The 26,557-nt window shown below is 58.5% G+C and carries 23 protein-coding genes; 11 read left to right on the top strand and 12 right to left on the bottom strand.

All coding sequences use genetic code 11. The features are described from left to right. Positions 1 to 40: 40 nt before the first annotated feature. The 3 genes from A3EC_RS0105380 to A3EC_RS11465 all read right to left on the bottom strand — a co-directional run bounded on the left by A3EC_RS0105380 (position 41) and on the right by A3EC_RS11465 (position 5,191). Positions 41 to 1,261 carry an acyl-CoA dehydrogenase family protein gene (locus tag A3EC_RS0105380; RefSeq protein ID WP_018024155.1) on the bottom strand — a complete coding sequence of 407 codons (1,221 nt, stop codon included), beginning with the start codon at positions 1,259 to 1,261 and terminating at the stop codon, positions 41 to 43. A 15-nt stretch (positions 1,262 to 1,276) separates the two neighbouring features. Then, entirely contained in the window at positions 1,277 to 2,686 is a 1,410-nt protein-coding gene (locus A3EC_RS0105375) for an acyl-CoA dehydrogenase family protein (RefSeq protein ID WP_040427924.1), read from the bottom strand. A 93-nt stretch (positions 2,687 to 2,779) separates the two neighbouring features. After that, complete coding sequence (locus tag A3EC_RS11465) at positions 2,780 to 5,191, bottom strand: UvrD-helicase domain-containing protein (RefSeq protein ID WP_018024153.1); 2,412 nt, start codon at positions 5,189 to 5,191, stop codon at positions 2,780 to 2,782. A gap of 170 nt (positions 5,192 to 5,361) precedes the next feature. Here A3EC_RS11465 and A3EC_RS0105365 point away from each other — a divergent pair, with 170 nt between their 5' ends. Further along, positions 5,362 to 5,847 (top strand): DUF2871 family protein, encoded by a 486-nt coding sequence (locus A3EC_RS0105365; protein WP_018024152.1) that lies wholly within the window; start codon positions 5,362 to 5,364, stop codon positions 5,845 to 5,847. 46 nt (positions 5,848 to 5,893) lie between these two features. Beyond that, on the top strand, positions 5,894 to 6,604 hold the full coding sequence (locus A3EC_RS0105360; protein WP_018024151.1) for a BtpA/SgcQ family protein: 711 nt from the start codon (positions 5,894 to 5,896) through the stop codon (positions 6,602 to 6,604). 9 nt (positions 6,605 to 6,613) lie between these two features. Here A3EC_RS0105360 and rraA read toward each other — a convergent pair whose 3' ends face one another. After that, on the bottom strand, positions 6,614 to 7,093 hold the full coding sequence (gene rraA, locus A3EC_RS0105355; protein ID WP_018024150.1) for a ribonuclease E activity regulator RraA: 480 nt from the start codon (positions 7,091 to 7,093) through the stop codon (positions 6,614 to 6,616). Positions 7,094 to 7,228: 135 nt separating this feature from the next. Here rraA and secA2 point away from each other — a divergent pair, with 135 nt between their 5' ends. The 6 genes from secA2 (at position 7,229) to A3EC_RS0105325 (ending at position 12,787) form a co-directional block, all read left to right on the top strand. After that, positions 7,229 to 9,514: an accessory Sec system translocase SecA2 gene (gene secA2 / locus A3EC_RS0105350; RefSeq protein ID WP_018024149.1), complete on the top strand. Its 2,286-nt coding sequence runs from the start codon at positions 7,229 to 7,231 to the stop codon at positions 9,512 to 9,514. Beyond that, positions 9,514 to 10,167, top strand: a complete 654-nt coding sequence (locus A3EC_RS0105345; RefSeq protein WP_018024148.1) for a CDP-alcohol phosphatidyltransferase family protein — start codon at positions 9,514 to 9,516, stop codon at positions 10,165 to 10,167. The genes secA2 and A3EC_RS0105345 overlap by 1 nt, the downstream gene beginning before the upstream one ends. Before the next feature lie 164 nt (positions 10,168 to 10,331). After that, positions 10,332 to 10,763 carry an oxoglutarate dehydrogenase inhibitor Odhl gene (gene odhI / locus A3EC_RS0105340; protein WP_018024147.1) on the top strand — a complete coding sequence of 144 codons (432 nt, stop codon included), beginning with the start codon at positions 10,332 to 10,334 and terminating at the stop codon, positions 10,761 to 10,763. Between the two features lie 9 nt (positions 10,764 to 10,772). Continuing rightward, the gene (gene ftsR, locus A3EC_RS0105335) at positions 10,773 to 11,537 is read left to right on the top strand and encodes a transcriptional regulator FtsR (RefSeq protein WP_018024146.1); all 765 of its coding nucleotides are present in this window, start codon (positions 10,773 to 10,775) and stop codon (positions 11,535 to 11,537) included. Next, a complete protein-coding gene (locus A3EC_RS0105330; protein WP_018024145.1) occupies positions 11,538 to 12,089 on the top strand; it encodes a bifunctional nuclease family protein in 552 nt (183 codons plus the stop codon). A gap of 158 nt (positions 12,090 to 12,247) precedes the next feature. Beyond that, positions 12,248 to 12,787, top strand: coding sequence for a MerR family transcriptional regulator (locus tag A3EC_RS0105325; protein WP_018024144.1), 540 nt, complete (start codon positions 12,248 to 12,250; stop codon positions 12,785 to 12,787). A 6-nt stretch (positions 12,788 to 12,793) separates the two neighbouring features. Here A3EC_RS0105325 and A3EC_RS0105320 read toward each other — a convergent pair whose 3' ends face one another. From A3EC_RS0105320 to gndA, 6 genes are read right to left on the bottom strand one after another with little or no spacing between them, the layout of a single operon-like run. Continuing rightward, a complete protein-coding gene (locus A3EC_RS0105320; protein ID WP_018024143.1) occupies positions 12,794 to 14,338 on the bottom strand; it encodes a VWA domain-containing protein in 1,545 nt (514 codons plus the stop codon). 37 nt (positions 14,339 to 14,375) lie between these two features. After that, on the bottom strand, positions 14,376 to 15,269 hold the full coding sequence (locus tag A3EC_RS0105315) for a hypothetical protein (RefSeq protein ID WP_018024142.1): 894 nt from the start codon (positions 15,267 to 15,269) through the stop codon (positions 14,376 to 14,378). Then, positions 15,256 to 16,314, bottom strand: a complete 1,059-nt coding sequence (locus A3EC_RS0105310; protein WP_018024141.1) for a hemolysin family protein — start codon at positions 16,312 to 16,314, stop codon at positions 15,256 to 15,258. The genes A3EC_RS0105315 and A3EC_RS0105310 overlap by 14 nt, the downstream gene beginning before the upstream one ends. Continuing rightward, positions 16,307 to 17,695 carry a hemolysin family protein gene (locus A3EC_RS0105305; protein ID WP_018024140.1) on the bottom strand — a complete coding sequence of 463 codons (1,389 nt, stop codon included), beginning with the start codon at positions 17,693 to 17,695 and terminating at the stop codon, positions 16,307 to 16,309. Before A3EC_RS0105305 ends, A3EC_RS0105310 begins: the two co-directional genes overlap by 8 nt. 8 nt (positions 17,696 to 17,703) lie before the next feature. Next, positions 17,704 to 19,068, bottom strand: coding sequence for a DEAD/DEAH box helicase (locus tag A3EC_RS0105300; protein WP_018024139.1), 1,365 nt, complete (start codon positions 19,066 to 19,068; stop codon positions 17,704 to 17,706). A gap of 24 nt (positions 19,069 to 19,092) precedes the next feature. Beyond that, on the bottom strand, positions 19,093 to 20,487 hold the full coding sequence (gene gndA / locus A3EC_RS0105295; RefSeq protein ID WP_051061018.1) for an NADP-dependent phosphogluconate dehydrogenase: 1,395 nt from the start codon (positions 20,485 to 20,487) through the stop codon (positions 19,093 to 19,095). 223 nt (positions 20,488 to 20,710) lie between these two features. Between gndA and A3EC_RS0105290 the strand changes: the two genes are divergently transcribed. Beyond that, entirely contained in the window at positions 20,711 to 21,193 is a 483-nt protein-coding gene (locus A3EC_RS0105290) for a PaaI family thioesterase (RefSeq protein ID WP_018024137.1), read from the top strand. On the opposite strand, the gene A3EC_RS0105285 is transcribed toward A3EC_RS0105290, so the two are convergent. Beyond that, on the bottom strand, positions 21,190 to 22,590 hold the full coding sequence (locus A3EC_RS0105285; RefSeq protein WP_018024136.1) for an NAD(P)/FAD-dependent oxidoreductase: 1,401 nt from the start codon (positions 22,588 to 22,590) through the stop codon (positions 21,190 to 21,192). The two genes, A3EC_RS0105290 and A3EC_RS0105285, sit on opposite strands and share 4 nt — an antisense overlap. Positions 22,591 to 22,746: 156 nt before the next feature. Between A3EC_RS0105285 and A3EC_RS0105280 the strand changes: the two genes are divergently transcribed. Both A3EC_RS0105280 and A3EC_RS0105275 read left to right on the top strand, forming a co-directional pair. Then, on the top strand, positions 22,747 to 24,078 hold the full coding sequence (locus tag A3EC_RS0105280; protein ID WP_026162231.1) for a class I SAM-dependent methyltransferase: 1,332 nt from the start codon (positions 22,747 to 22,749) through the stop codon (positions 24,076 to 24,078). A gap of 126 nt (positions 24,079 to 24,204) precedes the next feature. Beyond that, the gene (locus tag A3EC_RS0105275) at positions 24,205 to 26,031 is read left to right on the top strand and encodes an FAD-binding dehydrogenase (RefSeq protein ID WP_018024134.1); all 1,827 of its coding nucleotides are present in this window, start codon (positions 24,205 to 24,207) and stop codon (positions 26,029 to 26,031) included. On the opposite strand, the gene idi is transcribed toward A3EC_RS0105275, so the two are convergent. Beyond that, a complete protein-coding gene (gene idi / locus A3EC_RS0105270; protein ID WP_018024133.1) occupies positions 25,991 to 26,548 on the bottom strand; it encodes an isopentenyl-diphosphate Delta-isomerase in 558 nt (185 codons plus the stop codon). The genes A3EC_RS0105275 and idi overlap by 41 nt on opposite strands. Positions 26,549 to 26,557: the final 9 nt, after the last annotated feature.

The following is a 26,557-nucleotide window of genomic DNA, read 5'->3' as shown; positions in this document are numbered from 1 at the left end:
TTGGGCTTGTCGACGTATTGGTGCCGACAATCCGGGAGGGTTACTTCAGTTCCTTCGAGCTCAGGCCGAGCACGCGCCGGGCAATAACGAGGCGCTGGATTTCCTGGGTGCCTTCGAAAATGTCCAGGATCTTCGAGTCGCGGGTCCACTTCTCCACCAGGGTGCGCTCAGAGTAGCCCAAGGCGCCGGACAGTTCCACGGCCTTCAAAGTGATCGCAGTGGCGGTGCGGCCAGCCTTCGCCTTACTCATGGACGCTTCCTTATTGTTCGGCATCCCATTGTCGGCCATCCACGCAGCCTTGAGTGTGAGCAGGTAGGCGGACTCCCAGTCGCTTTCCAGTTTGATGAAGTCGGCAACAGCTGCGGACTGGTTCATCACTGGGGCGGTGTAGTCAATCTTCTGACCAGCCTTCTCCAGCAGCTCACGCAGCGCCTCGAGCGCAGCCTTGGACACACCCAACGCCATCGCCGCGACAATTGGGCGAGTGTTGTCGAAAGTGGCCATCGCACCGGCGAAGGACTTCTTCACATCAATATCTGGGGAACCCAGCAGGTTTTCCTTCGGCACACGGACGTTATCGAAGTTAATCTGCGCGGTATCCGAACCACGGATGCCGAGCTTTTCCTCCAAGCGCACCACCTTAAGGCCTTCGGCGGACTTGGGCACCACGAAAGACTTAATCGCAGCGCGGCCCTTCGACTTATCCAAGGTTGCCCACACGACAACATGGTCGGAGCGGTCACCAGAAGTCACGAAAATCTTGGTGCCGTTGATGATGTAGTCGTCGCCATCTTCCACCGCGGTCGTAGCGACCGCAGCGGAGTCAGAGCCAAAGGACGGTTCGGTAATCGCCATCGAGGCCCACACTTTGCCGAAGCGCTCCAGCTGCTCTTCGGTGGCCACGGCGGCGATCGCGCTATTGCCCAGACCCTGGTAAGGCAGCGACAGTGCCAGGGCGACATCGCCCCACGACATTTCCATCACGTTGAGCACCGCGGCCATGTTGCCACCGTTTTTCACACCGCTGGAGGTCTTCTTCGGCTTGTCACCGGACTTCTTCCGGTCGCCGGTGGCACCGGCCATGGCCATGCCACCTTCACTCATACCTTCGATCGCTGAGGTGAAGGTATCGAGTTCCTTCGGGTATTCGTGCTCGGCGAGATCGTATTTGCGGCTGATCGGGCGCAGAACATTCTCGGCGGCTTCGTGGGCAAGGCGCCGGGACAGGCGCAGTTTATTCGGTAGTTCGAGGTTAATCATGAGAAAACTCCTGCCTTAAAGAATGATGACGCCTTCAGCGATACCGATGGCCCGCAGATCGCGGTACCAGCGCTCCACTGGATGTTCTTTGACATAGCCGTGGCCACCGAGCAACTGCACACCATCGGAACCGATCTGCATGCCCTTATCGGTGGCAATTGCTTTGGCGAGAGCGGCTTCCCGGAAGAAGGATTTTCCTTGGTCGGCGCGGGCTGCGGCTCGAGCAACAACCAGCTTGAGGCCATCGAGTTCAGTAGCGATATCAGCTACTTTGAACGCCACAGCTTGGCGGTGACTAATTGGCTCGCCGAAAGCTTCACGCTCATTGACATAAGGCACGACATAGTCCAGGACGGCGTGGGCGGTTCCCGCTGCCAACGCTGCCCAACCAATGCGGCCGCGGGCAATGATTTCAGCCAGTTCCTGGGCGCGATCTTCGGCTGGGCGGCTGAGCCCGCCAAGGACATTGTCGACTGGCACGGTGACATCATCGAGGATGACGCGGGCAATGCCAGCTGGACGCAAACCCATGGACGGGTCAGCTTCGATGGTCAGGCCTTTGGCGTCAGCTTCGACGATGACGAGCAGTGGCATGCCTTCAAAGTCTGCGGAAATGATGAACAGTTCCGCGTTGATGGCATTGGGCACCAGTGCTTTGGCACCTTCAATAACCAGCTGGTCACCTTTGCGGCGGGCAGTGGTGACCGGTGCCATTGGGTCCGCCAGCGGCTGCGGTTCGACTAGTGCCACCGCTGCTGCAGGTGGGTTCTCGGAACCAAACGCAGGCAGGTAGGTTTCCTGCTGCTGCGCGGTACCAAAAGCGGTGAGTACATTGGCAACACCTGCTGGCGCGAGCGCCGCAACGGCGAGGGACAGGTCCCCGTAGGCAAGGGCCTCGGCGACCAGTGCATTGGTGACGGTATCTTCGCCGGTGGCGATGCCCTCAAACTCCTCAGGCACGTTAATAGCGACAACACCTAGTTCCGCGACTTCCTGTACCAAGCCTTCGGGCACCGTGGCGGTGTTGTTTGCCTCTGCGGCAACATCGCGCAGTCGAGTGCCGCGGAACTCAGCGATAGTTTCAATGAACATCTGCTGGTCTTCGCTCGGGTTGAGATCGAAGTTGTAGCTGCGCTTTTCTGGAGCCGCGCTCGTGGTGTCTGCAGCTGCCTCGGCGGCGGCCTTGTCGTGCGAGCCCAAGCGGATTGGCTTGGTTGCTTTGCTTACTTTCCGGAAACTGCGAGAGACCTGACCCATGGTGCGCACACCGGATTTGGTGGACTGGAAAACCACCCGGTCCACCACTGGTTGCAGTTCACGCTTAGTGACGAAATTAGAGCCACTCAGCGTGGTGAGGAAGCGCATGGCAGCTCCGATTGGCGTTTGCCGGCGACGATTCCGGCTGCTGGAGTTGCTGTTGGTCATTGCTAAACAGCCCTTTCCCGATTGTTGGGGTTAATACAACTTAAAACATAGCAAGTTGCATAGGTCACTTTCGGGAAATCACTGTTTTTCTTATCACATATTTAGAACTGCTTTTGGGAGCAATTTCGACGGCGCCCCAGAATAAGACACCACCAGCTGGTCGCGTGCCCGCGACGCTCCGACGTACAACATCGATCGTTCTCGCCGCAGCTGATCTTCCCGTTCCTGGCCGGTCAGTCCCAGTAGCGAGAACTGGTTAGGCACTGTGTCGGCCCCCACGCCCACGAGGGCAACATGCGTGTACTCGTGCCCCTTTGCCTGCGCAAAAGTAGTCACGCACACTTTTTCGCCAGCCGACTTTGCATTCGGGGTTTGTACAGTAGCCACGCCGAGCTTCTTCAGGGCACGGGCGACTGTGCCTTGTAGGGCAGTGGTGCGAGCAAAGACCGCTATGCGTGGCGGAGTGCCCGCTTCCTCGCCAATGCGCTGCCAGTCCTGAATCATCTGAGACACCCACTCGATCTCACCGTGGAAATCAGCACACGACTGCACGACCGGTTGCGGACCAGAACGCAGCGAATGGTAGCCAGAGAGGGTGTCGCCTTCTTCTTCGACACCATCGAGGTCTTCCCATTCCTCGTCACCAAGCAAAGCCTTGGCAAACTTCAGGTTCTGCCGAGTAGTGCGATAGTTCACCACCAATTCCCGGGCGCGGCCGCGAGTAGAAATCTGGAACTTCGACAGCGTCAACTCCGGGCCCGACGTGTGCTGATGCACATCGGCCGTAATGAAGATGTCATTGGCGCCAGCCTGGACCGCAGCGCGCAGCATTCGCCAATGGCCAGCATTTAAATCCTGACCTTCATCGACCATGGCGTGGTCAAACATTCGGCCAGTGCCACTAAGCAACTGAGAGCGGAGCACCTCCGCAGCGATAGCCGCAATCGCTGGGCCAGTGAGCCGGCCATGGTGTTGGCACAGCTCATGGAATTTGGTGACAATCTGCCACACAATTTCGCGCTTCTTTTTCGGAAGCTGGGTGCCACGCGCTTTCCGCGGCACCTTCAGATAGTGCTTCTCGGTGCTGACCTCCTGCGACAAAATCACACCGTTGTACTCAAAACTCATAAAGTGCATTGAGTCCATTGGATCAGGCATGTCTTCGTCAACAAGCGCAATGGCTTCCTGCCAGACTTCTAGGTCTTGGCCGGTATTGAATTCCTTGAGCCCACCGATGAAGGGGAAACCGAGGACAGCGTTGCTGGCGGCGGTAATCTCAGCTGGGGTGGCGCGCTCCAAAATCCATTGCGCCAACGTGTCGATGCCCGCCACCCAAGCGCCTGGCTCCCCAGGGTGCTCTGCAATTGGCGCGTCGGGGTTGAGCAGCAGAAGCTGGTCTTTAATCGCGGCCGCTAGCTCCGAAGTTCGCGTGGTCAACATCAGCCGCGGCGGCTTGCCCTGCTTCTGCTGCTGCAGCAAGTGGTTTGTCCGGTGCACAAGCACCACCGTTTTGCCGGTGCCAGCGCCACCTTTGATGCGCGCCGGGCCGTTGAAATCCTTGGTAACAAACTGCTGCTGTGATGGGTGTAGGAAAACTCGCCATTTCTGGAAGTCGCCGCCGGAGATGACTTTGCCAATGTCACTTTTATCGCTGTCGACAATAGTGAATTCACCACTGTTAGCTGGGTGCACCAAACCGGACACGAGCTGTTCGGCAGTAGGCTGCTGCTGGTCGGGGCCGTCGGAGGCATCAACGCTTCCCGGCAGTGCTAGAGCTTGGTATTCTTTAACCTGCGCAATCGTTCGCCCGCTAACCAGGGCTTTGAGCGCCTGCGCTTCAAAGACCGGCGCATTGTGCAGCAGAAAGTCCAGCTGCGATTCAGAGGTTGCGTTGCGGGCAAGGTCAAAGGTGTCTGGAGAGATTCCGAGTTCCCGCTGCACATCATCCGCATTAAAGCTTCCCAGCTCCTTGGCCGGGTTGAGTTCTTGGGCATAAGGGTTCTCTCCGTAGTCGACGGCTGGGTCGCCCGCTGCTTGACCGTCACTAAACGGATTGGCCCACGGATTATCGTCACCACCGCCTAGTTGGGCTGTCGGTTCCCAGGGAAGCTGGGGGAGGGCTGGCTCGTGCCGAATGGAGGTGATGCCGCTGGCCGCGTCATAGCTCAGGCTCATGCCCTGTGCTTGGCGCTGCGCTTCTTCAGCCTCGAAAGTGCCAACATAGAGATAGGTGACATCGTGCGGGTTAGCGTCGACGTGCGGGTTGGCGTCGTCATGCGGATTGGTGTTGCTTGCGCCGCGGATTTCGAAAAAGATCGAGGCATAGTCGGCATTGATATGACTGAGTCGGATCTGTTCGTCGGTCGCGCCGGGCACTGTGACCAGGGCATGGTCGCCGAGGTCGTCGCCGCGGCGCATTTTTCCGTGCAGGTTATCGAGTTGGCTAGTGATGTCTTTCGGCAGCGCGTTATCGCCGGTGCTTTCCGAAAAGATCATCGTGGCCATGTGGAACGTCCTTTAGTTGTCGACATCACGGTAGGTGGGGTAGGCATTCCAGCATAGCTGCGGTACATCTAACTTTGACGGATTGCCCAGGTAGACCTAAGCTTAGAAATGATAGAGACACCCCGTCACTAAAGCGTGTTACCAGACCGCGCCATCAAATTGGAGGAATCATGACTGACACCTCACTGTCCACCACAAAAGTCACTGCTAAAGGCGCTGCAGCCGAACGCCTGCTTTTCACCTTTGTCGCCATCTTTACCACCCTGGGTCTCCTCGGCGGCTTGTACTACCGAGAACTGACCAAGCTGAAGGACTTCGACACCATCGGTCACTTCACGCAGCTCAGCACCGTCCACACCCACTTTTTGGCTTTGGGTCTGCTCTTGGGATTCGCCATGCTAGCCCTGGTCCGCGTCTTCGACCTTTCCCGCTCCAACAAACTCATCCCAGCGATCTGGCTGTGGGCAATCGGTGTTCTGCTGACCGGCGGCATGCAAGTTGTCAAGGGCACCCTGCAAGTACTGGGCAATGAGGCTTTCGAGAGTCCCGCGATTGCCGGTATTTCTGGCTTGGGCCACATGATTATCACCGTTGGCTTCATCTTGTTCTTGATGGCACTTGGCCGAGGTCTGAAGCTGGACGCCCACCGCGCCTAACCCCCAGTGTGTGCCCCCGTTATGAACTCATGGCAAACTAGCGGCCATGAAAGCTTTCCCCGTAGTGCATATCAATGAGGTAGAAACCGCCATCTCCCAGGCTCAACTCGCCTTGGATATGGGTTCCGATGGTGTTTACTTCATTGATCACCAAGACCGTGATCCGCGCGACACGGTCTTGCGGGCGTATGGGGGCTTATTGACGAATACCCCAGACGTATTCGTCGGAGTCAATCTCTTGGGCAGCACTGTCAAGCAGGCATATGACATTTTGCTCGAATCGCTCAACAACGGGCTGATTCCGCGGATGCCCAATGCGCTGTGGTGTGACGATATCCGCGATAGTGGCACTGCGGACCTAGCTGAACTCGATGAGTTCCGTCGCAGCGAACCAGAACTGGCGAATATCACGCTGATGGGCGGCATTGCCTTCAAATACACGCCGAACTACACCTCGGACCCAGACCGCGCCGCTGCCGAAGCGAAGGAACTGGAACCCTACGTTGATGTTGTGACCACCTCTGGGCGTGGCACGGGCACTGCACCAGATGCCGAAAAGATTCACGCGATGAAGTCGGTCATTTCCAAGCCCCTAGCTGTGGCTTCCGGTCTATCCGCGTCGAACCTGCATCTTTTTGAGGGCATCGTCGACCAAATGATTGTGGGCACCAGCATTGAAACCCATGTGTATTCGGGGATTTTCAACACTGATGCCCTAGAAGAGCTACTCTCCGCGGCGCACGTGCAGCGCAACTAACGCGGAAGATTAGTCTTCAGCGCGCACCACGATGCCGTCGGCATCAGAGTAAAGCATTTCGCCTGGCTTAAATTCGATGCCGCCGAAAGCCACCGTCACGTCCCGCTCTCCGGCACCTGTTTTGGTGGACTTGCGTGGGTTGGTGCCCAGCGCTTTACAGCCAAAATCCATATCCCCAATGATGTGGGAGTCGCGAACAGCGCCATTGACGACCACGCCGGCCCAGCCGTGATCCTTGCCCAAACCGGCGATAATGTCGCCGACTAGTGCCGTGTGGACGGAGCCCGCGCCATCAATAACGAGGACACCGCCGTCGGATTCTTCCTGAAGTACCGACTTCAGCAGCGCATTGTCCTGGAAGCAGCGAACCGTGGTGATGCGGCCATAGAACTCTTTCTTGCCCCCAATATTGCGCAGTTGCAGGTCGCAGCTGCGGACATCTGGGCCAATTTCGTCTACAAGATCCGCGGTATTAATGAACTGGGTCACGGTGGGCTCCTTTATGAAATATGGGTTACAGGTCAATACAGGTCAGATTGTGCCACGCAACCGGACCCGCGAGCGGGGTGGGGTAGTAATTCCGTTATTGTGGGGTGAACGATTGTCCTGAGTAGGAGGCACGTCATGGCCCGATTCGGCTGGTTCTGGAAAATGCTTGGTGCCGAACAAAGCACCAACCAAAAGAAGAGCCGAGCGTTGGTATCCGAAGCCAACGATGTGGAAGCACAACTGGCCACACTCAGCGACGCTGAGCTGGTGACACTGGCGAAAGAGACCGCCACCGATGACGCCCGCCGCGCCGAGTTCCTTGCGGTGCTGCGCATTGCCGCGGAGAAGACACTGGGCATGCGCCCATTCGATGTTCAGGTACAGGGCTGTTTGCGCCTGCTCGAAGGCGATGTCGTGGAGATGGCTACCGGTGAAGGTAAAACGCTCTCCGGTGCGATGGCCGCTGTCGGCTATGCACTGGCCGGAAAGTCTGTGCATGTCATCACGGTGAACTCCTATTTGGCGGGCCGCGACCGCGACTGGATGGGTCCGTTTGTTGAGTTCTTCGGCTTGCGCACCGCAGCTATTACTGAATCGATGGACGCAGCAGCCCGACGCGAAGCGTACAAGGCAGATGTCCTATTCGCCCCAGTCAACGAGCTGGGCTTTGATGTCCTGCGCGATAACCTGATTTTGCACCGCGACCAGGCGGTACAGCACGGCGCCGACGTTGCGATTGTGGACGAGGCCGACTCCGCGCTTGTTGACGAAGCTTTGGTGCCGTTGGTCTTGGCCGGTAGCGCAGAAGGAGTGCCCCCAGCTGCCGCTATTACTGAAGTAGTTCGGGAATTGGCATCAGATATTGACTTCGAGATTGACCCAGGCCGTCGTAATGTCTTCTTGACGGACAAAGGTGCCCGTCGAGTAGAGCGCAAACTTCGGATCAACAACCTCTACGATGACGAGCATGTGGGCACAACCCTGGTTCAAGTGAACTTGGCTTTGCATGCCCAAGAGCTGCTTAAGCGCGATGTGGATTATATTGTCCGCGACGGATCGGTTGCCTTGGTCAACGCTTCCCGTGGCCGAGTGGCGGACCTGCAGCGCTGGCCGGATGGGCTGCAGGCTGCGGTGGAGGCAAAAGAAGGCCTTGAGGTATCTGATGGCGGCCGCATCTTGGACACCATGACAGTGCAAGAGCTCATCGGCTCCTACCCGCGGGTATGCGGCATGACTGGTACCGCAGTAGCTGCTGGCGACCAGTTCCGACAGTTCTATGGGCTCATGGTGTCGGTGATTGAACCGAATGAGACGTGTATCCGTGACGACTATGGTGACCGGATTTACGCGACCGAAAACGAAAAGTTCAATGCGGTGCTGGACTACATCGAAGAAGTGCACCGTACGAACCGGCCAATTTTGGTTGGTACCCAAGACATCGCGGAGTCTGAACGCATTGCCGAAGCTCTGAAGCAAGACGGTATCGACGTAGCTGTACTTAATGCGAAGAATGATGAACTGGAAGCAGCCATTGTGGCGGAAGCCGGCGCTCCGGGCCGAGTCACCGTCTCCACTCAGATGGCGGGCCGTGGTACCGACATTCGCCTAGGCGGCAAAGATGAAAGTGCCCACAAAGAGGTCGTCGACTTAGGCGGCTTGTGCGTGGTCGGCACTGGCCGACACCGCACTCGACGGCTGGACAATCAGTTGCGTGGCCGTGCCGGTCGCCAAGGTGACCCAGGCAGCTCCGTGTTCTTTGTCAGCTTGGATGACCCAATGGTCACTGAAGGTGGCGCCGGGGAAGAGCTCACGGCTATTCCAGAAGAAGATGGGCGACTGGTTGAGCCGAAGGTTGCTGAATTCATTGACCGTGCGCAGCGCGTCACAGAAGCGACGATGTTGCAGATCCACGGCACGACCTGGAAATACAACCAGCTGATTGTGGACCAGCACCGCATTATTGCCAAGCGTCGGGACCAGCTCCTGGATACTGATATTGCTTGGAAAGAACTAGCTGAAGCCGCACCGGAAAAGGCTAAGAGTGTGGCGGAAACCGTCAATAAGCAGACACGGGAACAGGCAGCGCGGGAGATTATGCTGGCGCACCTGGACAATGCGTGGTCGGATCACTTGGCCATGCTTGATGACCTGCGCGAATCCATTCACTTGCGGGCCATCGCCAAGGAAAGCCCGATCGATGAATACCACCGACAGTCCATCGCAGCGTTTAAGACCATTGCCACGGATGCAGTTGCAGAGGCAGTCACGACGTTTAAGAACGCCGAGATTACGGATTCGGGTGTGGACCTAGCTGCGGAAGACCTTGCCCGGCCAAGTTCGACCTGGACGTATATGGTCAACGACAATCCGTTGTCTGGTTCGGGCAGCGTCATTGGGGCAGTGGAAGGGCTCTTCCGTTAATGGAACGTCGCACAATCAAAAACCCTCGGTCGGGGCACAGCGCCCGCGCAATCCCACCCGGATTGCCGGAAGCTGACATTTCGGCAGCACGCTTTAACCGCGTGTGGACCGTGCCGAATATGTTGTCCTTCCTGCGGATTTTGCTTGTGCCAGTCTTTGCATGGCTGCTTGTTGGCCCTGGCGAATATGGGTGGGCACTGGCGCTGCTCGCGTTTTCCTCCGTCACGGACTGGGTGGACGGAAAAATCGCGCGGATGTTCAATCTGCAGACCAAACTGGGGCAGTATCTAGACCCAGCGGCGGACCGCCTGCTGGTGCTGGTCACGCCAATTGTGTTCGTTGTTGTGGGCATTCTGCCACTGTGGGCAGCCGTAGCGCTGGTACTGCGAGATGTGCTGCTGGCGCCGACATTGCTTATCTATCGCCGTCGGAACCTCGACAGTCACGTCATGTACCTCGGTAAAGCCGCGACGTTCGCGCTGCTGTGGGCCTTCCCGCTGTATCTTGCAGCGCGGGCTGGCTGGTCATTTAGTGGCTGGTTCGAACCATGGGCGCAGGCACTGATGTGGTGGGGAATTGCGCTATATCTATGGACGGGTGTGCTGTACATCTGGAAAGCCCTGCTGGTGCAGCGGCGAATCCCAGCGGCGTAATTACCCCCGTTCTGTTTCGACGGTTTCGATAGGTCTGCGACGGCTCTGACCGGCATAAACTTCAAAATCTCCGAAATCACAATCGATTACTTGATCCGCGGGCAGAAGTAACCGGCTATGATGACAGTCAAATACCTGTTAGTTCAGAACCGGAGGAATGGACCATGAGTGAAAACACCGGGATCCCTGAGGTTTCCGTGGAAACGACTTCTGTTTTCCGTGCGGATCTGCTCAAGGAGATGGAAGCGGAAAGCACCGCTCCGACGGTCTCGGGAGTTGAAGGCCTTCCGGAAGGCTCCGCATTGCTGGTCGTCAAGCGCGGCCCTAACGCAGGCTCCCGCTTCTTGCTGGACCAGCCAGTGACTTCCGCTGGCCGCCACCCAGATTCCGACATTTTCCTGGATGACGTGACTGTGTCCCGTCGTCACGCAGAATTCCGCCTTAACGCGAATGAATTCGAGGTTGTGGATGTCGGATCTCTGAACGGCACCTACGTTAATCGCGAGCCTAAGAACTCCGCTGTGCTGTCGAACGGTGACGAAGTCCAGATCGGTAAGTTCCGCCTCGTGTTCCTGACCGGCATGAAGAACGCCTAGTCAGTATTCGTGGCTGCAGTCCGTCGAATTTCCACCGCCTCAGCCCAGCGGGCAAGCACCAAGGCAAAAATGTCTATTGGTGCGGTCTTGGATGAACTCCATAAGGAGTTCCCTGAAGTCACCGTTTCCAAGATTCGCTTCCTGGAGTCTGAAGGACTCGTTTCGCCAGCGCGTACCTCCTCCGGCTACCGGCGCTTTTCTAGCGCCGACGTTGACCGGTTACGCTATGTGCTGACGACCCAGCGGGATAACTACCTGCCGCTGAAGGTCATCAAAGAGCAGTTAGATGAGCTTGATGACGCTGCCGTCACTGCAGCCATGACCGTTGGTGTCGTGCCGGCAAACGGCACATCTGGGCTGGCGCCAGTGGTGACGCCAGAACAGTTCCGTCGCCCACCAGCTACTCGGATTACCCCGGAGGAGCTGGCAGAGCAGGCAGATGTTGAGACAAGCTTTGTCACGACATTGAAGAAAGCCAAGCTTGTGTCCGCGGACGCATCCGGTTTCTTCACCAATGAAGATGTCGCGATTGTGCAAACCTGTGCGCAATTGGTGGCTGCTGGTATTGATGAGCGGTTGCTGCGGCAGCTGCGGACCGCCGCAATGCGCGAGGCGGACATTATTACGCAAGCTTCCGGTGTGGTTCCAACCTCGAAGGGTGACGATTCCGCTCGTGAACGTGCCCGCGAGCGGTCCCGCGAATTGACTGCGCTGGTTGTTTCATTGCATGCGCTGCTGGTTAAGGATCAGGTCTACGACGAATTGGGTGGCTAGATGAGCCTCATCGAAGTCGAATATATGGGCGTCCAGCTCTTCGGTCCTGAAGGTGATCCCGTCATCTTGCTGCACTGGCAGGAGAAGGACAAGTACCTGGCGTTGTGGATCGGCGCTGGCGAAGCATCCGAACTGGTGCTGCGTGACCGCGGTCTGGTGCCGGACCGGCCAAGTGCGCACGACGTGATGGTCGATATCTTGGAGCAAAAGTCCGACCCCGTTGACCATATTGAACTGGTCAGCTACCACATGGGCGTATTTGTAGCGGCAATTGTTACCGAAAGTCAGCTGAGCATCGATGCACGGCCATCTGATGCGCTCAATGTCGCGCAGATTGCTGACGTGCCGATTTTGGTCGATGAAGCGGTTCTGGATGCCGCGGCGATTGTGCTGCCGGACTCTTTCTTTGTCGATGAAGGCGAAGAAGAAGATGCCGGTTTGGTTCGCGAAGACGAACGTGTCGATGAATTCCGAAAGTTCTTGGAGAGCATCGATGCGGAAGACTTCGAATCTGGTTCCGGTGGGGACGATATTCCGAAGGAAAACCCGTAGTCGCAGCGAAAACCAGCACAGTTAGATCACGGCCTGGTAACAATATCCCTCAATCTAACCTTAAAGTTAAGGTTTAGGGCGTGTTATCCACTTTTGGTGTTGACATGGGCATACGCTTGGCGAAAGATAAACAACAAGCGTGAAGTTCCAAAGGGGTTATGCCAGTGAGCGAAGACAACTACGGTTTCCAAGAATCTCTCTTCGACATGGGGCCTGACGAAGAAGTCGGCTACCGTGTCCCAATTGCATGCCAGGTTGCTGGCATCACCTACCGGCAGCTCGACTACTGGGCGCGCACCGACCTAGTCAAGCCATCCATCCGCACTGCACAGGGCTCCGGCTCCCAGCGTCTCTACAGCTTCAAGGACATCCTCGTCCTAAAGATTGTGAAGGGCCTGCTGGACACCGGCATCTCGCTGCAGAACATCCGCCTTGCTGTCGAACAGCTCGAAGTCATGGGCGTCGACGACCTCGCTGGCATCACCTTGGTCTCCGACGGACACACCGTCTACCAGTGCCGCTCGAATGAAGAGGTCATTGACCTGCTGGCCGGCGGCCAGGGCGTCTTCGGTATCGCAGTGCCAGGCATCATGAAGGAACTGACCGGCACCATTGCCCAGTTCGAAGCGGAGCGCGTAGACCTCAGCTCCGAACCAGTCGACGAGCTTGCTGCCCGTCGCCGCCGGAAGATTTCCTAACTTTCGTTACTTCGCAAACGCTTGTTGCATAGCTTCTGCAAACTCAGGCGAGTCTGAAGTTTGCGCGCTGTAAAGCTCACCGCCAGTTTCCGCGGTGAGCTTTTCGTATACCTCGGCGTCAATCTTGTCGCCCAGCAGCACCACATCAATCTGCACCGGCCGCTTCGGATCCATCGCCTGCTGCAACTCGGATAGGAACTGCTCCGCAGTCGCACCAGAATCATCCGGCCCATCCGTCAGCAACACAATCCGGTTCACACCGCCGTCGTCATAAGCTTCCGTCGCATGTGCCAGGGCAGCGAGCACCGCCTGGTACGTCCACGTAGCGCCGCCGAATCCCAGTGCCTGAACTGCCTGCGCACTCTGGTGCCCATCATCGTTCTGGCCGAGCGGCACATTATCCCGCCACCCCTTCGTCACACCGGCCGACTGCGGCGACGAGTAATTCCACAACCCGACCCGCGCGCCATCGGCTCCGGCATCAGTCAGACCTGCTGCCGCCAACTCTTGTGCCCGGTCCATGCGGGTTTTTCCGCCCTCAACCAAACCCATCGACCCAGAAGTGTCCATGAGAAATAGGGTGGACACGACCTTGCGGTTGTCTGCGTCCTTCGGCTTGTCTGAGGTACCGGCCGCATTGTGCTTTGTGACGGTAGCAGCCAGCTGCGCGACTCGGCCGCCATTATGTGGTGGATTGGCTAAATCAACGTCACCAAGCCCGGACTTTTCCGCAAAACCTTGGAAGTCCTTCGCAGCGCGTGCGGCAAGTTCGGGGGTCTTGTCACTTGGAGTCATGGCCACCACCGGGCCTGGTGCAGTGAGATCCTCGGGGGAGACGAAGGCCTGTCCTGATGCGGAGGCCTGCTCTTGCGTGGCAGGCACGGCGTCATATTGGTCACCGATTCCCGCCAACAAGTCGGTCAGACTCTTGCCGCCAGCGCGGCGTGCGGCAGCCTCCGCTGCCTTGTCATCCAGACCCACCGCGGCAAGCACGGTGGCACTGACTGCTGCTTGGTCACCGCCGGCGGCAGCGATTTTCAGTTTGCCCAGGTCTGACCACGACTTGTCCTTCAGCTCAGCTTCCCGGTCCGGGGCGATCGCGAAACCTACCGGCACCTCGCCAGCGTTAGGGGTCTTGGTGTCCATGGCAACGCCACCGGCCTGAGCATCGGCGGCGAAAGCAGCACCCGCTGGCACCCACACGGCGGAGTTAGTGGCGCCACTGTCATCACCGGTCAGTGTTTCCAACGTGGTTGCTGACGCTTGCGTTGTCACCTGAGGCTTGACGCAATGATCCTGCACAACCGGATTGGATTCTTTATACTTGGTTACCAGCTCGCGCACCTGCTGTTCCAACGCGGGGTCAACGCTAATCGGGAGCGTCATATCGCCTGCGGCACAAGCGGTGTCATCGGCGCGGTTGGCAGCGGTATCGGAACGTAGCTGCCACCAACCCAGCACCAGCGCCACCACAATGATCAGCGCCAGCAGCACTAACAGCGGCCCGCGCGCAATCCGATAGTTCTGCTTCCCGTTCGAATGCCTGCCCATAGCCGCGTTAGCCCCTTTCGCCGCATAAAGATTTCCCTCAGCTTAGCGAATCGGCCAGTTCAAGCACGGTAAGAAGCTCTGCTCGGAGCGCCGCCGCTTCCGCAGCCAGCTGCCGCTGCCGCGCCACAAACTCAGTTTTGCCCTCCGGAGTCTCAATCCGCACCGGCTGGACATCCCACTCCCGCAAGTCATACGGCGACGATGCCATATCCAGCAGCCGCACCCGGCACGCATGCTCAAAACAGTCCAGCCACAATTCGCCAGGCACCAATGGCCCCAGCTTCGTCGCCCACTTGTACAAGTCCATATTCGCGTGCAAACAGCTCGGACGCTCAAATTCTTCCTGCTGCTCACGCGTTGGTGCAAGCGCATTCAATGGCCGTGCCGCGGCCGTAAAGAACCGGTAGGCGTCGTAGTGGGAACACTTAATATCGTGCTTTTCGACGACAGCGTCCGTCCCACGTTGCCCCAGCCGCAGTGGCTCCGGATGACGCGGGCGAGGGGAGCGGTACACCATTGCCCATTCGTGCAACCCGAAGCAGGAAAAACTGGACTCGTTAGCCGCGGTACGGCGCAGCAGCTGCTGAATATAGCGGTAGGTCTTCCCGCGACGCGCCCACAGTGCCGCAAGATCCGCGGCGACGCGGCCCTCTTCGTTGCAGCGGTAGTCGCGAAAAGTGGCTGCTTCGCTGCCATACCCGTCAATAAGCTCAAATCCAACGCCGGGGTGCCACCGCCGTAACTGTCCCGGATTGACCGGGTAATAATTGAACATGAAGTCCCAGACCGGGTGGCGTTCACCGCGGGTGCGGCGAGCCAAATGTGCGGCGGTGAGCCGATCGACGCGATCTTGGTGGGCCTGCTGACGGGCGCGCCACACCGCTTGGGGCAGCGGTGTCCACGTCGACGGAAGCCGGTTAGGCGTCGTCATGGGTCCAGTCGTGCACTTGTCCGACATACTCTTCAATCAGATCTTCGAGGGTGATGATGCCCAAAAGCTTAACGCCTCGGTGCACCTGCGCCATATGCGCCTGCTGACGGCGCAACAATCGCAACGTTTCATCCATCGCGCCATCGGGGTTCACATTGAGCAGTGGCCGGATATCCTCCGCATCAATGACCGTGTCGCGGCCCGTATTAGGCTGCAGCATCTGATCCAACATGTCCTTGACGTGCACATAACCCACATATGTGCCCGTACTCGTGCACACCGGGAAGCGGGAAAAACCAGTTTCGGCGACGGCATCTTCCAAATCGCCGACCGTCGGGCCGGAATCCCGATACGGCAAAGTGACAACCTTGTCGTAAGGGATAAGCACCTCATCGAGACGGCGCTTAGACGTGCGCAGCGCTTTCGACAACCGGGCGTGTTCTTCCGCATCGAGCAAGCCTTCCTGGCGGGACTCAGAAATCATCGACGCCAACTCCACGGAATTCACCGCAGAATCCAGCTCATCTTTCTGCTCAATTCCGAATAGGCGCAGCGTCATGCGCGCCACCCAGTTCAACGCCAACAGGAATGGCTTGGTCAGCTTGAAGAACACCATATGGGCTGGAACCAGCCACATTGCCATGGTTTCCGGCCCGGCCAGCGCGATATTCTTCGGCACCATCTCACCCAAAATAATGTGCAAAATGGTCACCAACAGCAGAGCAATCGCAAACGACAGCGGGCTTTGCAGCGACTCCGGCACACCAATGGCCTGAAATGGCCGGTCCAACAGATGCGCGATCGCTGGTTCGGAGACTTTACCCAGCAGCAAAGAGGCAATTGTGATGCCGAGCTGGGCGGCGGCCAACATCAGCGACAAATGCTCAGTTGCATCCAACACCACCCGCGCCCGGCGATTACCCTGCGAAATCAAGGTTTCCAACCGGTCGCGGCGCGCCGAAATCAACGCAAACTCCGCACCCACAAAAAATGCGTTAATGGCTAGGAGCAGGACCGTCAGACTGACACCAACGAGATCACTCATGGAACATCTCCTTCGCCTGCTCTGCCGTAATTGGCGTTAATACCGCACGGTCGATGCGGCGGCCATCCATCTGCGCAACACGGGCATACCACCGGCCTGGAATACCGGACTCAAACTCATCGAGCGCATCCCGCTCAGTTTCCGGCAGCAACACCCGGTCACCTTCCTGCGGGATCCGGCCCAAAACCGTCATAAGCAACCCACCCAAGGATTCATATGGCCCTTCCGGCGGGAAATAGCCGATCCGATGAGCAAGCTCGTCGACCCGCACCAAACCAGAGCAGTTCCATGAATGTGAACCAGTCCGGCGGATTTCCCGTTCCGCCTCGGCATCGTCATATTCGTCATAGACCTCACCGAGGATTTCCTCCACGACATCTTCAATCGTGACAATGCCTGCGGTGCCACCGTATTCATCAGCGATAAGCGCGACCTGTGAACCGGCAGCGCGAACTCGGTTCAGCACAGCATCGCCATCCAAACTGGTTGGCAGTACTGGCACCGGCTTGGCCAGTGACCCCACCGTCGTGGTGTAGCGGCGGGCCGCCGGAACCGAAAACGCGTCCTTGACGTGCACCACACCAATGGTGTCATCTAGGTCTCCGTCAGCGACTGGGAATCGGGAGTGCCCAGTTTCAGAGGCCACCTTCAGCAGGTCGATGACCGTGTCGGTTGCCTGCAGGAACTCCACGGTGGACCGCGGGGTCATTAAATCTTCGGCTGATGTTTCGCCGAACTTTAACGAACGGTCGAGTAGCAGCGCATCGGCGGACTTGAGGGAGCCGTGCTGAGCGGAGTTGCGTACCAGCGCAGCCAATTCTTGTGGTGACCGGGCGGAAGCCAATTCATCCGCGGGTTCAATGCCCAGTTTGCGGACTAGGAAATTCGCGGAGTTATTCATGCCGCGGATAAACAATGCGAAGACTCGGTTGAACGCCATGACGGGCAACACCACATATCGGGCGGTCGCCATCGGCCTAGAAATGGCCATATTCTTCGGCACCAACTCGCCGTACACCATCGACAGGATGGTGGCGATTATCAGCGCCAACACCAACGCCACCGCAGTGGCGCTGGTATCGGACATGCCGAATAATTCGAGCAGGGGAGTGAAGAACCGGGCCAACACTGGCTCTGCCAGAAAACCGGTTGCCAGAGTAGTCAGCGTGATGCCCAGCTGCGCGCCCGACAGCTGAAAGGACAGCGTGTTGTGCGCCTTCAGCACAGCGCGGGCTGGCGTATCGCCGCGAGTGCGAGCCGCGGTTTCAATGGTGGAGCGCTCCATGCCGGTCAGTGCAAACTCAATGGCAACGAACACGCCGGTAGAGGCAGTCAAAGCCACAAACCCCAGCAATGCCAGCAAGCTATACAAAACATCCATGGCTATTGTCAGCTCTTCTTTGGCCGCGGACGCTTCTTACGGTGCGGGCGAGACGGTTGCACGCGGCCCCGCGCCGACCGAGAGCCAGAAGAACCACCCGAAGATTTCTGCGCTGCCTTACCGGCAGGCTTCTTCCCAGACTTACCCGCTGGCTTCGTCGCAGCCTGCTGCGGCGCGGCGACCTGCTTGACCAGTTCTGGCCGAGCCCCAGTAATCTGCACCAACTCTGGGCAGCCCGGAGTCACCGGCAGCTCCGTCGGCGATACGCCAGCGCGAGCAAACATCTTTTCGACATCGTCGACCTGCGGCGGCAACACCAACGTCACAACAGTGCCGGATTCACCCGCACGGGCGGTACGACCAGCACGGTGCACATAGGCTTTGTGCTCCGCTGGCGGGTCGACATGCACCACCAAAGAAACGGCAGCGACATCGATTCCGCGGGCCACAAGGTCGGTGGCCACCAACACTGGAATCGACCCATCAGCAAAACCAGCCAGTGCTTTTGCCCGCGTGGTTTGGCCTTTATCGCCGTGCAGCCCAGCGCAGCGCACCCCAGCGCGGGTCAGCTTCTTCACCTGCTTGTCCACGCCGTATCGAGTGCGGACAAACATAATGGTTTTACCAGGCCGCAGCGCGATTTCAGCCGCGATGAGGTTCTTTTCTTCCCGCGATTCCACGCGGAACACGTAGTGCTCCATGGTGGTTACCGCAGCCTCGGATGGGGCGGTGGCGTGTTCAACTGGGTCGTTCATAAACCGATCAACGAGTTTTGCCACATCACCATCCAAGGTGGCGGAAAACAGCAACCTCTGACCATTGGCAGGAGTGCGAGCCAGCAAATCCACGACCTGCGGCAAAAAGCCCATATCTGCCATGTGGTCGGCTTCATCTAGCGCCGTGATTTCCACCTGCGACAGGTTCAGCGCACCTTGGCCAATCAGGTCTTTAGCTCGGCCAGGTGTAGCAACCACAATGTCCACGGGGGTGAGCAAAGCCTTTTTCTGCACATTGATGGACACTCCACCAATGACAGAGACCACGCGTTGGCCAAGCGCCGCAGCCGGCAGCGCCAAGTCTGCGCTGACTTGTTCGGCTAGTTCTCGGGTCGGCACCAGCACCAGACCTCGTGGGGTACCGGCTTTGGAGGAGCGGCCCGATAGCCGCTGCACCATGGGCAGCCCGAAACTGAGGGTTTTGCCGGAGCCAGTCGGTCCGCGGCCTAGGACATCTCGGCCGGCTAGGGCATCGGGGATTGCCGCTTCCTGGATCGGAAACGGCTCGGTAATGCCGCAGCTGCGTAGGGCTTTAGCGACCTCAACATTGATGCCGAGGTCGGTAAAACTTCGACTCGGACTTTCTGGTTCAGCCATCACTCTGGGTGGTTTTCCTTCGGGTTAACTTTCAACTTCGCTGCGGTCGCCAGACCACAGGGTGTGGAAAGCACCAGGCAAATCCACACGCTGGTAGGTGTGCGCACCAAAGAAGTCACGCTGGCCCTGAATCAAGTCAGCTGGCAGACGCTTAGCACGCAGTCCGTCGTAGTAGGACAGGGACGAGGCAAACACTGGAATCGGCAGGCCACGCTGAGTTGCGGCCACCACTACGCGGCGCCAAGGGTCAACGAGGTCCTTCAGCTCCAGCTTGAAGAATGGGTCAAGCAGCAGCGATGGCAGGTCTGGGTCGTTGGCGTAGGCGTCGGCGATGCGGTTCAAGAACTTCGCCCGGATGATGCAGCCGCCACGCCAGATAGTTGCCAAATCACCAGGCTTGATGGACCAGCCGTATTCCTTGGCACCGGCTTTAATCTCATCGAAGCCTTGTGCGTATGCCACCAGCTTCGAGGCGTATAGCGCGCGGCGCACGTCTTCAATGAACTCAGCGCGTTCCACTTCGTCATTAAGCAACTGTCCGGAAGGCAGCTGACCGTGTGCGGCCTTACGCTGCGCAAGCGCCGACGACAGGGCGCGGGCGAAGACAGCTTCGCCGATGCCGGTGACTGGGATACCAAGGTCGAGGGCGGCCTTGACGGTCCAGCGGCCGGTGCCTTTTTGGCCAGCGGCGTCGACAATGACGTCGACTAGTGGCTTTCCGGTTTTCGCGTCAACCTGGCGCAGCACCTCAGCGGTGATTTCGACGAGGTAGCTTTCCAGTGGGCCCTTGTTCCACTCGGCGAATACGTCAGCGATTTCTGCCGGTTCCATGCCTGCGACGTGGCGCAGCAGGTAGTAGGCTTCGCCAATGACCTGCATGTCGGCGTATTCGATGCCGTTGTGCACCATTTTGACGAAGTGGCCGGCACCATCGGTACCGATGTGGCGGCAGCATGGCACGCCGTCGACGTGGGCGGACACCGATTCCAGCAGCGGACCGAGCGACTTGTAGGACTCGGCTGGGCCGCCAGGCATGATGGATGGGCCGAGCAGTGCGCCTTCTTCACCACCGGAAATACCAGCGCCGACATAGTGTAGGCCTTGCGCGCGGATTTCCTTTTCGCGGCGGATGGTGTCGGTGAACAGGGAGTTACCGCCATCGATAATGATGTCACCTCCGTCCATCCGGCGAGCCAATTCGGCAATGGTGGCGTCGGTGGCAGCGCCAGCCTGCACCATAATCAGGGCGCGACGTGGCTTTTCCAGGGACGCGACGAATTCATCCATGGTTTCGGCAGCCAAGAAGTCACCTTCGGCACCGTAGTTGTCCATGAAACCTTCGGTGCGGGCGAAGGTGCGGTTGAACACGGCTACGGTGTGGCCTTTGGAGGCGAAGTTACGGGCGATGTTGGAACCCATGACGCCCAAACCGACGACACCGATGGGTGCGAGTTTGGTCGAATCTGCGGACTGTGCGGTTGCTACGGCATTGTCATTAGTCACCTGCACCACTCTACCTGTCCACCCGTCGGATTCGAACGCCGCGCGCACTAATTATGCAAACAGAGCAGTTTCGGTTGGTAATTTCCGTTACGGTTAGCTGCATCCACACCATTGGGCTTTTTGACGAAAGGGTACGGCCTTGAGCGCTGAAATTTTCACCGAGTTGATCCGCACCGCGACGCAGCGGGAACTAACGACAGCTGAAATTGAGCAGCTCAACAATGGAATGGCGGGTCCTGGGGCCCCAGAAAATTTCGACAAACTCATCGGGGACCGGTACCTGGCGGCGGGGCCAGAGGGCATCACGGTGGAGCTGACCGTCGGGCCGGAGCATTGCCAGCCATGGGGCATAACCCACGGTGGGGTATACGCGGCGTTGGGTGAAACCGCTGGCTCGATTGCCGCGTTCATTGCTGCGGGGGCTGACTTGAGCACACCGGTTGTTGGTACGGCCAACAACACGGACTTTATTCGCTCATCAAAAGTGGGTACGACCATTCACTCAACTGCGACGTTGGTGCATAAAGGTCGTACCCATCATTTGTGGTTGATTAACCACGTCGATGCCGACACCGGCAAGCCATTGGCTCGGACGAACTTGCGGCTTGCAGTGCTTGGTTAGCGGCGGCCGGTGTCACGAACTTCAAGGAGTTCGTCACCGGACAGATCCTTGAGTTGGTCCAGCGCACGACGGGCGTACATCTGCTGACGGGTCGACACCATCTGGTAGCGGTCGCGGGTCAGGACGTTCAGACCCCACGCGAACGCGGAGACGAAGCGGTTACGGAAGCCCACCAAGAACATCAGGTGGACAACGAGCCACAGCATCCAGCCGATGAAGCCGGTGACCTCGACCTTGCCCATCTTCACCACAGCGGAGAAGCGGGAGACAGTGGCCATCGAACCCTTGTCGAAGTAGGTGAAGTCTTCGCGCTGGCCTTCTAGGCGGCCAAAGACCTCGGCACCGATCTGGTCAGCGGCGTATTCGCCACCCTGCATAGCGACCTGAGCCACGCCTGGCAGTGGGGCACCGGACTCGCCAGCAAGGTGCATCATGTCGCCAATCACGAAAATTTCTGGGTGGTCTGCAACCGACAGGTCCTTGTTGACCTGGACGCGACCAGCGCGGTCGAGCTCTGCGCCAGTCTGTTCAGCAATCATCTTGCCAAGTGGGGATGCAGCGACACCCGCGGACCAGATCTTGCAGAAGGATGGGATGAAGGTTTCCGAGCCATCCTTGGCGTTCTTGTAGGTCACGCCTTCTTCGGTGACGTTGGTCACCAGGCAGTTCAGGCGGACCGAGACACCGAGCTTTTCCAGGGTGCGCTGTGCGTTTCGGCCCAGACGCTTGCCGAATGGTGGCAGGACCTGTGGCGCGCCGTCCAGCAGGATGACGCGCGCAGCGTGTGGGTCGTAGTTGGAGTAAGAAGACTTCAGGGTACGGTTCGCCAGCTCAGCGACCTGACCAGCCAGCTCCACACCAGTTGGGCCGGCGCCGACAATGGTGAAGGTCAGCAGACGTTCGCGCTCAACTGGGTCGGTGGTCAGTTCAGCCTGCTCGAAGGCAGCGATGATGCGGGCACGCAGCTCCAGGGCATCGTCGATGGTCTTCATGCCTGGGGCGAACTCGGAGAAGTGGTCGTTACCGAAGTACGACTGGCCAGCGCCCGCCGCGACGATGAGGTAGTCGTAGGCAAACTCGCCGGTGATATCGGCCAGCTTGGCGGTGACAATCTTGTTGTCCACGTCAATGTTGGTGACGTCACCTTGGATGACCGTGGTGTTTGGCTGGTTGTCCAGGATCAGACGGGTCGACGGTGCGATTTCGCCGGAAGAGAGCATGCCGGTTGCTACCTGGTACAGCAATGGCTGGAACAGGTGGTGGTTAGTGCGGTCGATGAGCGTGACATCGACGTCTGCGTCTTTCAGCTTCTTCGCTGCGAAAAGACCACCGAATCCGGAGCCGATGATCACTACGTGTGCTCGGCCGCTCTCTGGGTGGTAAGGCTTATCAGCCATGGATGGGGTCCTCCATCAAAATTTAATAAATGGTTACCGGGGACATGATAGGCCTATAGGGTGCAACACACAGAACTAGGCTACCAAGGTGCAGGTAGTTCGGTCGGTATCCTCAAAGGGGTGACCCAAATGACGAGGAGCTAGGGGGCAACTTTTATGAAGCATGAACCCATGGTTCCGCATGTCGATGCTGAGTTATGGCCAGGTGTTGCGGCTATCCCTTCGACAGCAAGTCATGCCGTAGGGATGCGCACCATTTTGATGCGCCGCCGGATAGCTAAGTTAGCCGAACACCACGGCGCTCTCAACGACCACGCTCTGACTATCTCCGACTCCGCGACATACGCCCGGATCGCCGAGTTTGGCTGGGTCGGACTGCTGGAGAGTTTCTTGGCCAAAGAATGGACCAGCGCAGACCTCACCGAGACCATCACTGCGTTGCTTACGGCTGGGTTGGATTCACCGGTTACTCGGCAATGGCGCAAACTCGCCGGCTCCCATGGGCTATTGACGCAGCACCAAGGCGATGGGGACGGCGGACAACTACCAAGTGACCTCGTAGCGTTGTATACCGGCGATAAACTCACCGCAGCCTCCGCATTATTCGCCACCGGAGTGCGAACCACCGTGCGCACGCCAGTGGAATCATTTGTGCCCGGCGCGGGACGTCGCGGTATCCCACAGTCCAACGTCATCGATCTCGTTGATATTGCTGCCCCGGATCCGATTGATCGTGCAGACCTAGTTGATGCTCAAGCCCGTCGTATCGATCGGATGCTTGATTCAGCGCAGGTGCGAGCGGGTGACCGAGTACTGGAATGGCCATCGTCGGGTGGGGAACTAGCGATCCGGGCAGCTGAGCGCGGCGCCAGCGTGACCGTCATGACCTCTGACCTAGACGAAGCCGATGCTGTGGCGGAGCGCTTTGAGGAAGCCGGTCTGCTTGGGGCAATTCGTATCGTCGAAACGCCCACTGCTATTCCCAATCCTCGGGAATTTTCTGGCATGTTTGATTGCATATTTTCGGTCGAACGTGTGGAAACCTTAGGGCGCGGTGGCCTGGTGCGGTACCTCCACGCGGCGGACCGGTTGCTGGCAGAAGATGGCGTCATTGTGATGCAGAACCTGCGGGCAACTGCCGGATTCGATTCGGAAGCTGGTTGGGCTCTCGACACGTTGCGGGCCTATTTGTGGCCGAAATTGTGGCTGCCAACGGCTGAGGAGATTCGGCAGGCTGCCGATAAGCACACTGGCTTGCGGGTCTGTGAAGAGGCGTCATTTCCTGGGCACTACGTGCAGACCATTGAGCAGTGGCAGGGATTGTTTGAAGCGCGCCAACGCGAAGCCGCAGGCCTCGGATTCGACCGTGTGTACCGCCGATTGTGGACGTGGTATTTCGCGCTGCTCCTAGCGTTACTGCAGTCAGAGCGGATTGACGTGGCGCAAACGGTGTTGCGGCGCCGAGTCCGACAATTGGGTCGGCGATAGTCCACTTGGTGACGGCGGCATACAAGTTGTAACTATTTTGTGCATTTTTGGAGTTTCGCTTCGGCTACCCGAAAGCATCGCTAGTTTTGTAAGTAAATCAAAGGCGATGCTAGTGAAGGAGCAATCATGACGAGCGTCTCTGAATCCATCTTCAAACCAGATGCGATCATCATCGGCTCAGGTCTGTCCGGACTGGTGACGGCATATGAAGCGGCCAAAGCAGGTCGTCGCGTAATGATTCTTGACCGAGAAGATTCGCCGAACTTGGGTGGCCAGGCTTTCTGGTCCCTTGGCGGTCTCTTCCTGGTTGATTCCCCAGAGCAGCGCCGCCTCGGCGTCAGTGACTCCGCTGAACTGGCGTGGCAAGACTGGCTCGGCTCCGCTGACTTCGACCCTGAAGGTGACAATGATGCCTGGGGCAAGAAGTGGGCCCGCGAATACATCAACTTCGCGACCTACGAAAAGCGCGACTATCTACGCGGCCTGGGGCTGCGAGTCGTGCCCACAGTCGGATGGGCTGAACGCGGTGACGGGCGCGCCGATGGGCATGGCAACTCCGTGCCACGGTTCCACTTGGCGTGGGGCACTGGGCCGGAAATTGTCCGAATCTTTGAAGAGCAGCTACGGGAGCAAGAAAAGCTGGGCCGCGTGCAGTGGGCGTGGCGCCACCGAGTTGACGAGATTGTCCAGGAGGACGGCAAAGTTGTTGGCGTCCGCGGTAAAGTGCTCGAAGATTGCGCCTATATGGGACGCGGCGCGAAATCCAACGAGCGGGAACTGTCTGACTTTGAAATCCGCTCTCCGAACGTTGTCATCGCCACGGGCGGTATCGGCGGCAACCTCGACTTGGTACGGGAAAACTGGCCGACGGAGAAGTTCGGGCCGATGCCTGACGACGCCGTGACAGGTGTCCCAGCCTATGTTGATGGTTCTGGGCTGAAAATTGCGGAAGCCTCCGGCGCCAATGTGGTGAATAAGTCTCGGATGTGGCACTACACCGAGGGCATGGCCAACTGGGATTCCATCTGGCCGAATCACGGTATCCGGCTGATTCCGGGGCCAAGCGCCATGTGGTTTGACGCCACGGGCGAACGCCTAGAGCCACCAAACTTCCCAGGGGCTGACACGAACCGCAGCTTGCAGCGTGTTTTGTCCACGGGGCACAGCTACAGCTGGTTCATCTTCAACCAGCCAATCGCGGAAAAAGAGATCATGTTCTCCGGCTCCGAGCAAAACCCTGACCTGACGGATAAAGACTGGCGAAAGGTTGCCTCCCGCACCGGTGGCGGTATCCCTGGGCCAGTGCAAAAGTTCATTGATAAGGGCGAAGACTGGATTCAGCGGGAGAATATCTTTGACCTAGTCAAGGACATGAACGCGCTGGCCGGCCCGGATGCACCGCAGCTGGATGCTGCGAAAATTGCGGAGCAGATTTATGCCCGTGACCGCCAGATCACCAACCCATTCACGAAGGACGCCCAGGTACAGAGCATCCACAATGCGCGCCGATTCCTCGGCGATAAGCTGGTGCGAACGGCGAAACCGCAGCGCATTTTGGACCCAGCGACCGGCCCGCTCATTGCGGTCCGCCTGCGGATGCTCACCCGGAAAACTCTCGGCGGCGTGCAAACTGACCTGCATTCCCGGGCGTTGCGCGCAGACGGTTCGGTGTTCCCAGGACTGTTCGCGGTCGGTGAAGCCGCTGGCTTCGGCGGCGGTGGTGTCCACGGCAACAGCGCCCTCGAGGGCACCTTCCTCGGCGGGTGCGTGTTCACTGGCATGAAGGCAGGCCGCTTCCTCGGCGAGCTGCCAGCGGACCGACCAGGAAAAATGTACTCAAACGATTTCCCAATCGGCCCAGATGGCGCCGCAAAGCAGACCCGGAAAGCCGCAGAAGACGCTGAAGACGCTGCTAATCCAGCAGATCCAGCGGATGAATCCCCAGCTGAATAATTTCGGCAATCTCTGAAACCGCCCACGGACTAATTAGTTCTGGGGCGGTTTCCGCGATCTGCACTACCGTTTCCCACGGCAGCCAGGTGAGCTCCGCAATCTCCTCCGGATTTGGACGCAGCGCCGCCGGATCAATACGGCCAACCATGACGGGGCAGAATTCGTTCTCCACAATCCCAGAGGCGTCCACAGCTCGATAGCGGAAGTCCGGTACTACGACTTTCAGGCCGCTTGGTGCGCAGCCCAATTCGTCAATAAGCCGTCGCATGGCGGCGTCCACGGGGGATTCCTGCGGCCGACGGTGACCACACGCGGAGTTCGTCCAGACGCCGGGCCAGGTGACTTTCGACAATGCGCGGCGAGTCATGAGTAGGCGGTTGTCTGGACCGAATAGGAAGGTGGAAAACGCCAGGTGTAGTGGGGTATCAGTGGTGTGAACTGTGGCGCGGGGTGCCGTTCCGGTTGGATTGCCGGAATCGTCTACCAGCACCACAACGTCGTCTGTGTGGTTGGTCATCTCAGTTAT

Origin of the sequence: Corynebacterium ulceribovis DSM 45146 (assembly GCF_000372445.1) — a bacterium.
Classification (GTDB): Bacteria; Actinomycetota; Actinomycetes; order Mycobacteriales; family Mycobacteriaceae; genus Corynebacterium; species Corynebacterium ulceribovis.
Note: the sequence above shows the minus strand (reverse complement) of the source record. Positions and strands in the feature narration are given on the sequence as shown.

Excerpts from the sequence above, each read along its gene's own strand:
- A3EC_RS0105380 (WP_018024155.1), bottom strand. The coding sequence starts at position 1,261 with ATGATTAACCTCGAACTACCGAATAAACTGCGCCTGTCCCGGCGCCTT.
- A3EC_RS0105375 (WP_040427924.1), bottom strand. The coding sequence starts at position 2,686 with ATGACCAACAGCAACTCCAGCAGCCGGAATCGTCGCCGGCAAACGCCA.
- A3EC_RS11465 (WP_018024153.1), bottom strand. The coding sequence starts at position 5,191 with ATGGCCACGATGATCTTTTCGGAAAGCACCGGCGATAACGCGCTGCCG.
- A3EC_RS0105365 (WP_018024152.1), top strand. The coding sequence starts at position 5,362 with ATGACTGACACCTCACTGTCCACCACAAAAGTCACTGCTAAAGGCGCT.
- A3EC_RS0105360 (WP_018024151.1), top strand. The coding sequence starts at position 5,894 with ATGAAAGCTTTCCCCGTAGTGCATATCAATGAGGTAGAAACCGCCATC.
- secA2 (WP_018024149.1), top strand. The coding sequence starts at position 7,229 with ATGGCCCGATTCGGCTGGTTCTGGAAAATGCTTGGTGCCGAACAAAGC.
- A3EC_RS0105345 (WP_018024148.1), top strand. The coding sequence starts at position 9,514 with ATGGAACGTCGCACAATCAAAAACCCTCGGTCGGGGCACAGCGCCCGC.
- odhI (WP_018024147.1), top strand. The coding sequence starts at position 10,332 with ATGAGTGAAAACACCGGGATCCCTGAGGTTTCCGTGGAAACGACTTCT.
- A3EC_RS0105330 (WP_018024145.1), top strand. The coding sequence starts at position 11,538 with ATGAGCCTCATCGAAGTCGAATATATGGGCGTCCAGCTCTTCGGTCCT.
- A3EC_RS0105325 (WP_018024144.1), top strand. The coding sequence starts at position 12,248 with ATGCCAGTGAGCGAAGACAACTACGGTTTCCAAGAATCTCTCTTCGAC.
- A3EC_RS0105320 (WP_018024143.1), bottom strand. The coding sequence starts at position 14,338 with ATGGGCAGGCATTCGAACGGGAAGCAGAACTATCGGATTGCGCGCGGG.
- A3EC_RS0105315 (WP_018024142.1), bottom strand. The coding sequence starts at position 15,269 with ATGACGACGCCTAACCGGCTTCCGTCGACGTGGACACCGCTGCCCCAA.
- A3EC_RS0105310 (WP_018024141.1), bottom strand. The coding sequence starts at position 16,314 with ATGAGTGATCTCGTTGGTGTCAGTCTGACGGTCCTGCTCCTAGCCATT.
- A3EC_RS0105305 (WP_018024140.1), bottom strand. The coding sequence starts at position 17,695 with ATGGATGTTTTGTATAGCTTGCTGGCATTGCTGGGGTTTGTGGCTTTG.
- A3EC_RS0105300 (WP_018024139.1), bottom strand. The coding sequence starts at position 19,068 with ATGGCTGAACCAGAAAGTCCGAGTCGAAGTTTTACCGACCTCGGCATC.
- gndA (WP_051061018.1), bottom strand. The coding sequence starts at position 20,487 with ATGGGTTCCAACATCGCCCGTAACTTCGCCTCCAAAGGCCACACCGTA.
- A3EC_RS0105285 (WP_018024136.1), bottom strand. The coding sequence starts at position 22,590 with ATGGCTGATAAGCCTTACCACCCAGAGAGCGGCCGAGCACACGTAGTG.
- A3EC_RS0105280 (WP_026162231.1), top strand. The coding sequence starts at position 22,747 with ATGAAGCATGAACCCATGGTTCCGCATGTCGATGCTGAGTTATGGCCA.
- A3EC_RS0105275 (WP_018024134.1), top strand. The coding sequence starts at position 24,205 with ATGACGAGCGTCTCTGAATCCATCTTCAAACCAGATGCGATCATCATC.
- idi (WP_018024133.1), bottom strand. The coding sequence starts at position 26,548 with ATGACCAACCACACAGACGACGTTGTGGTGCTGGTAGACGATTCCGGC.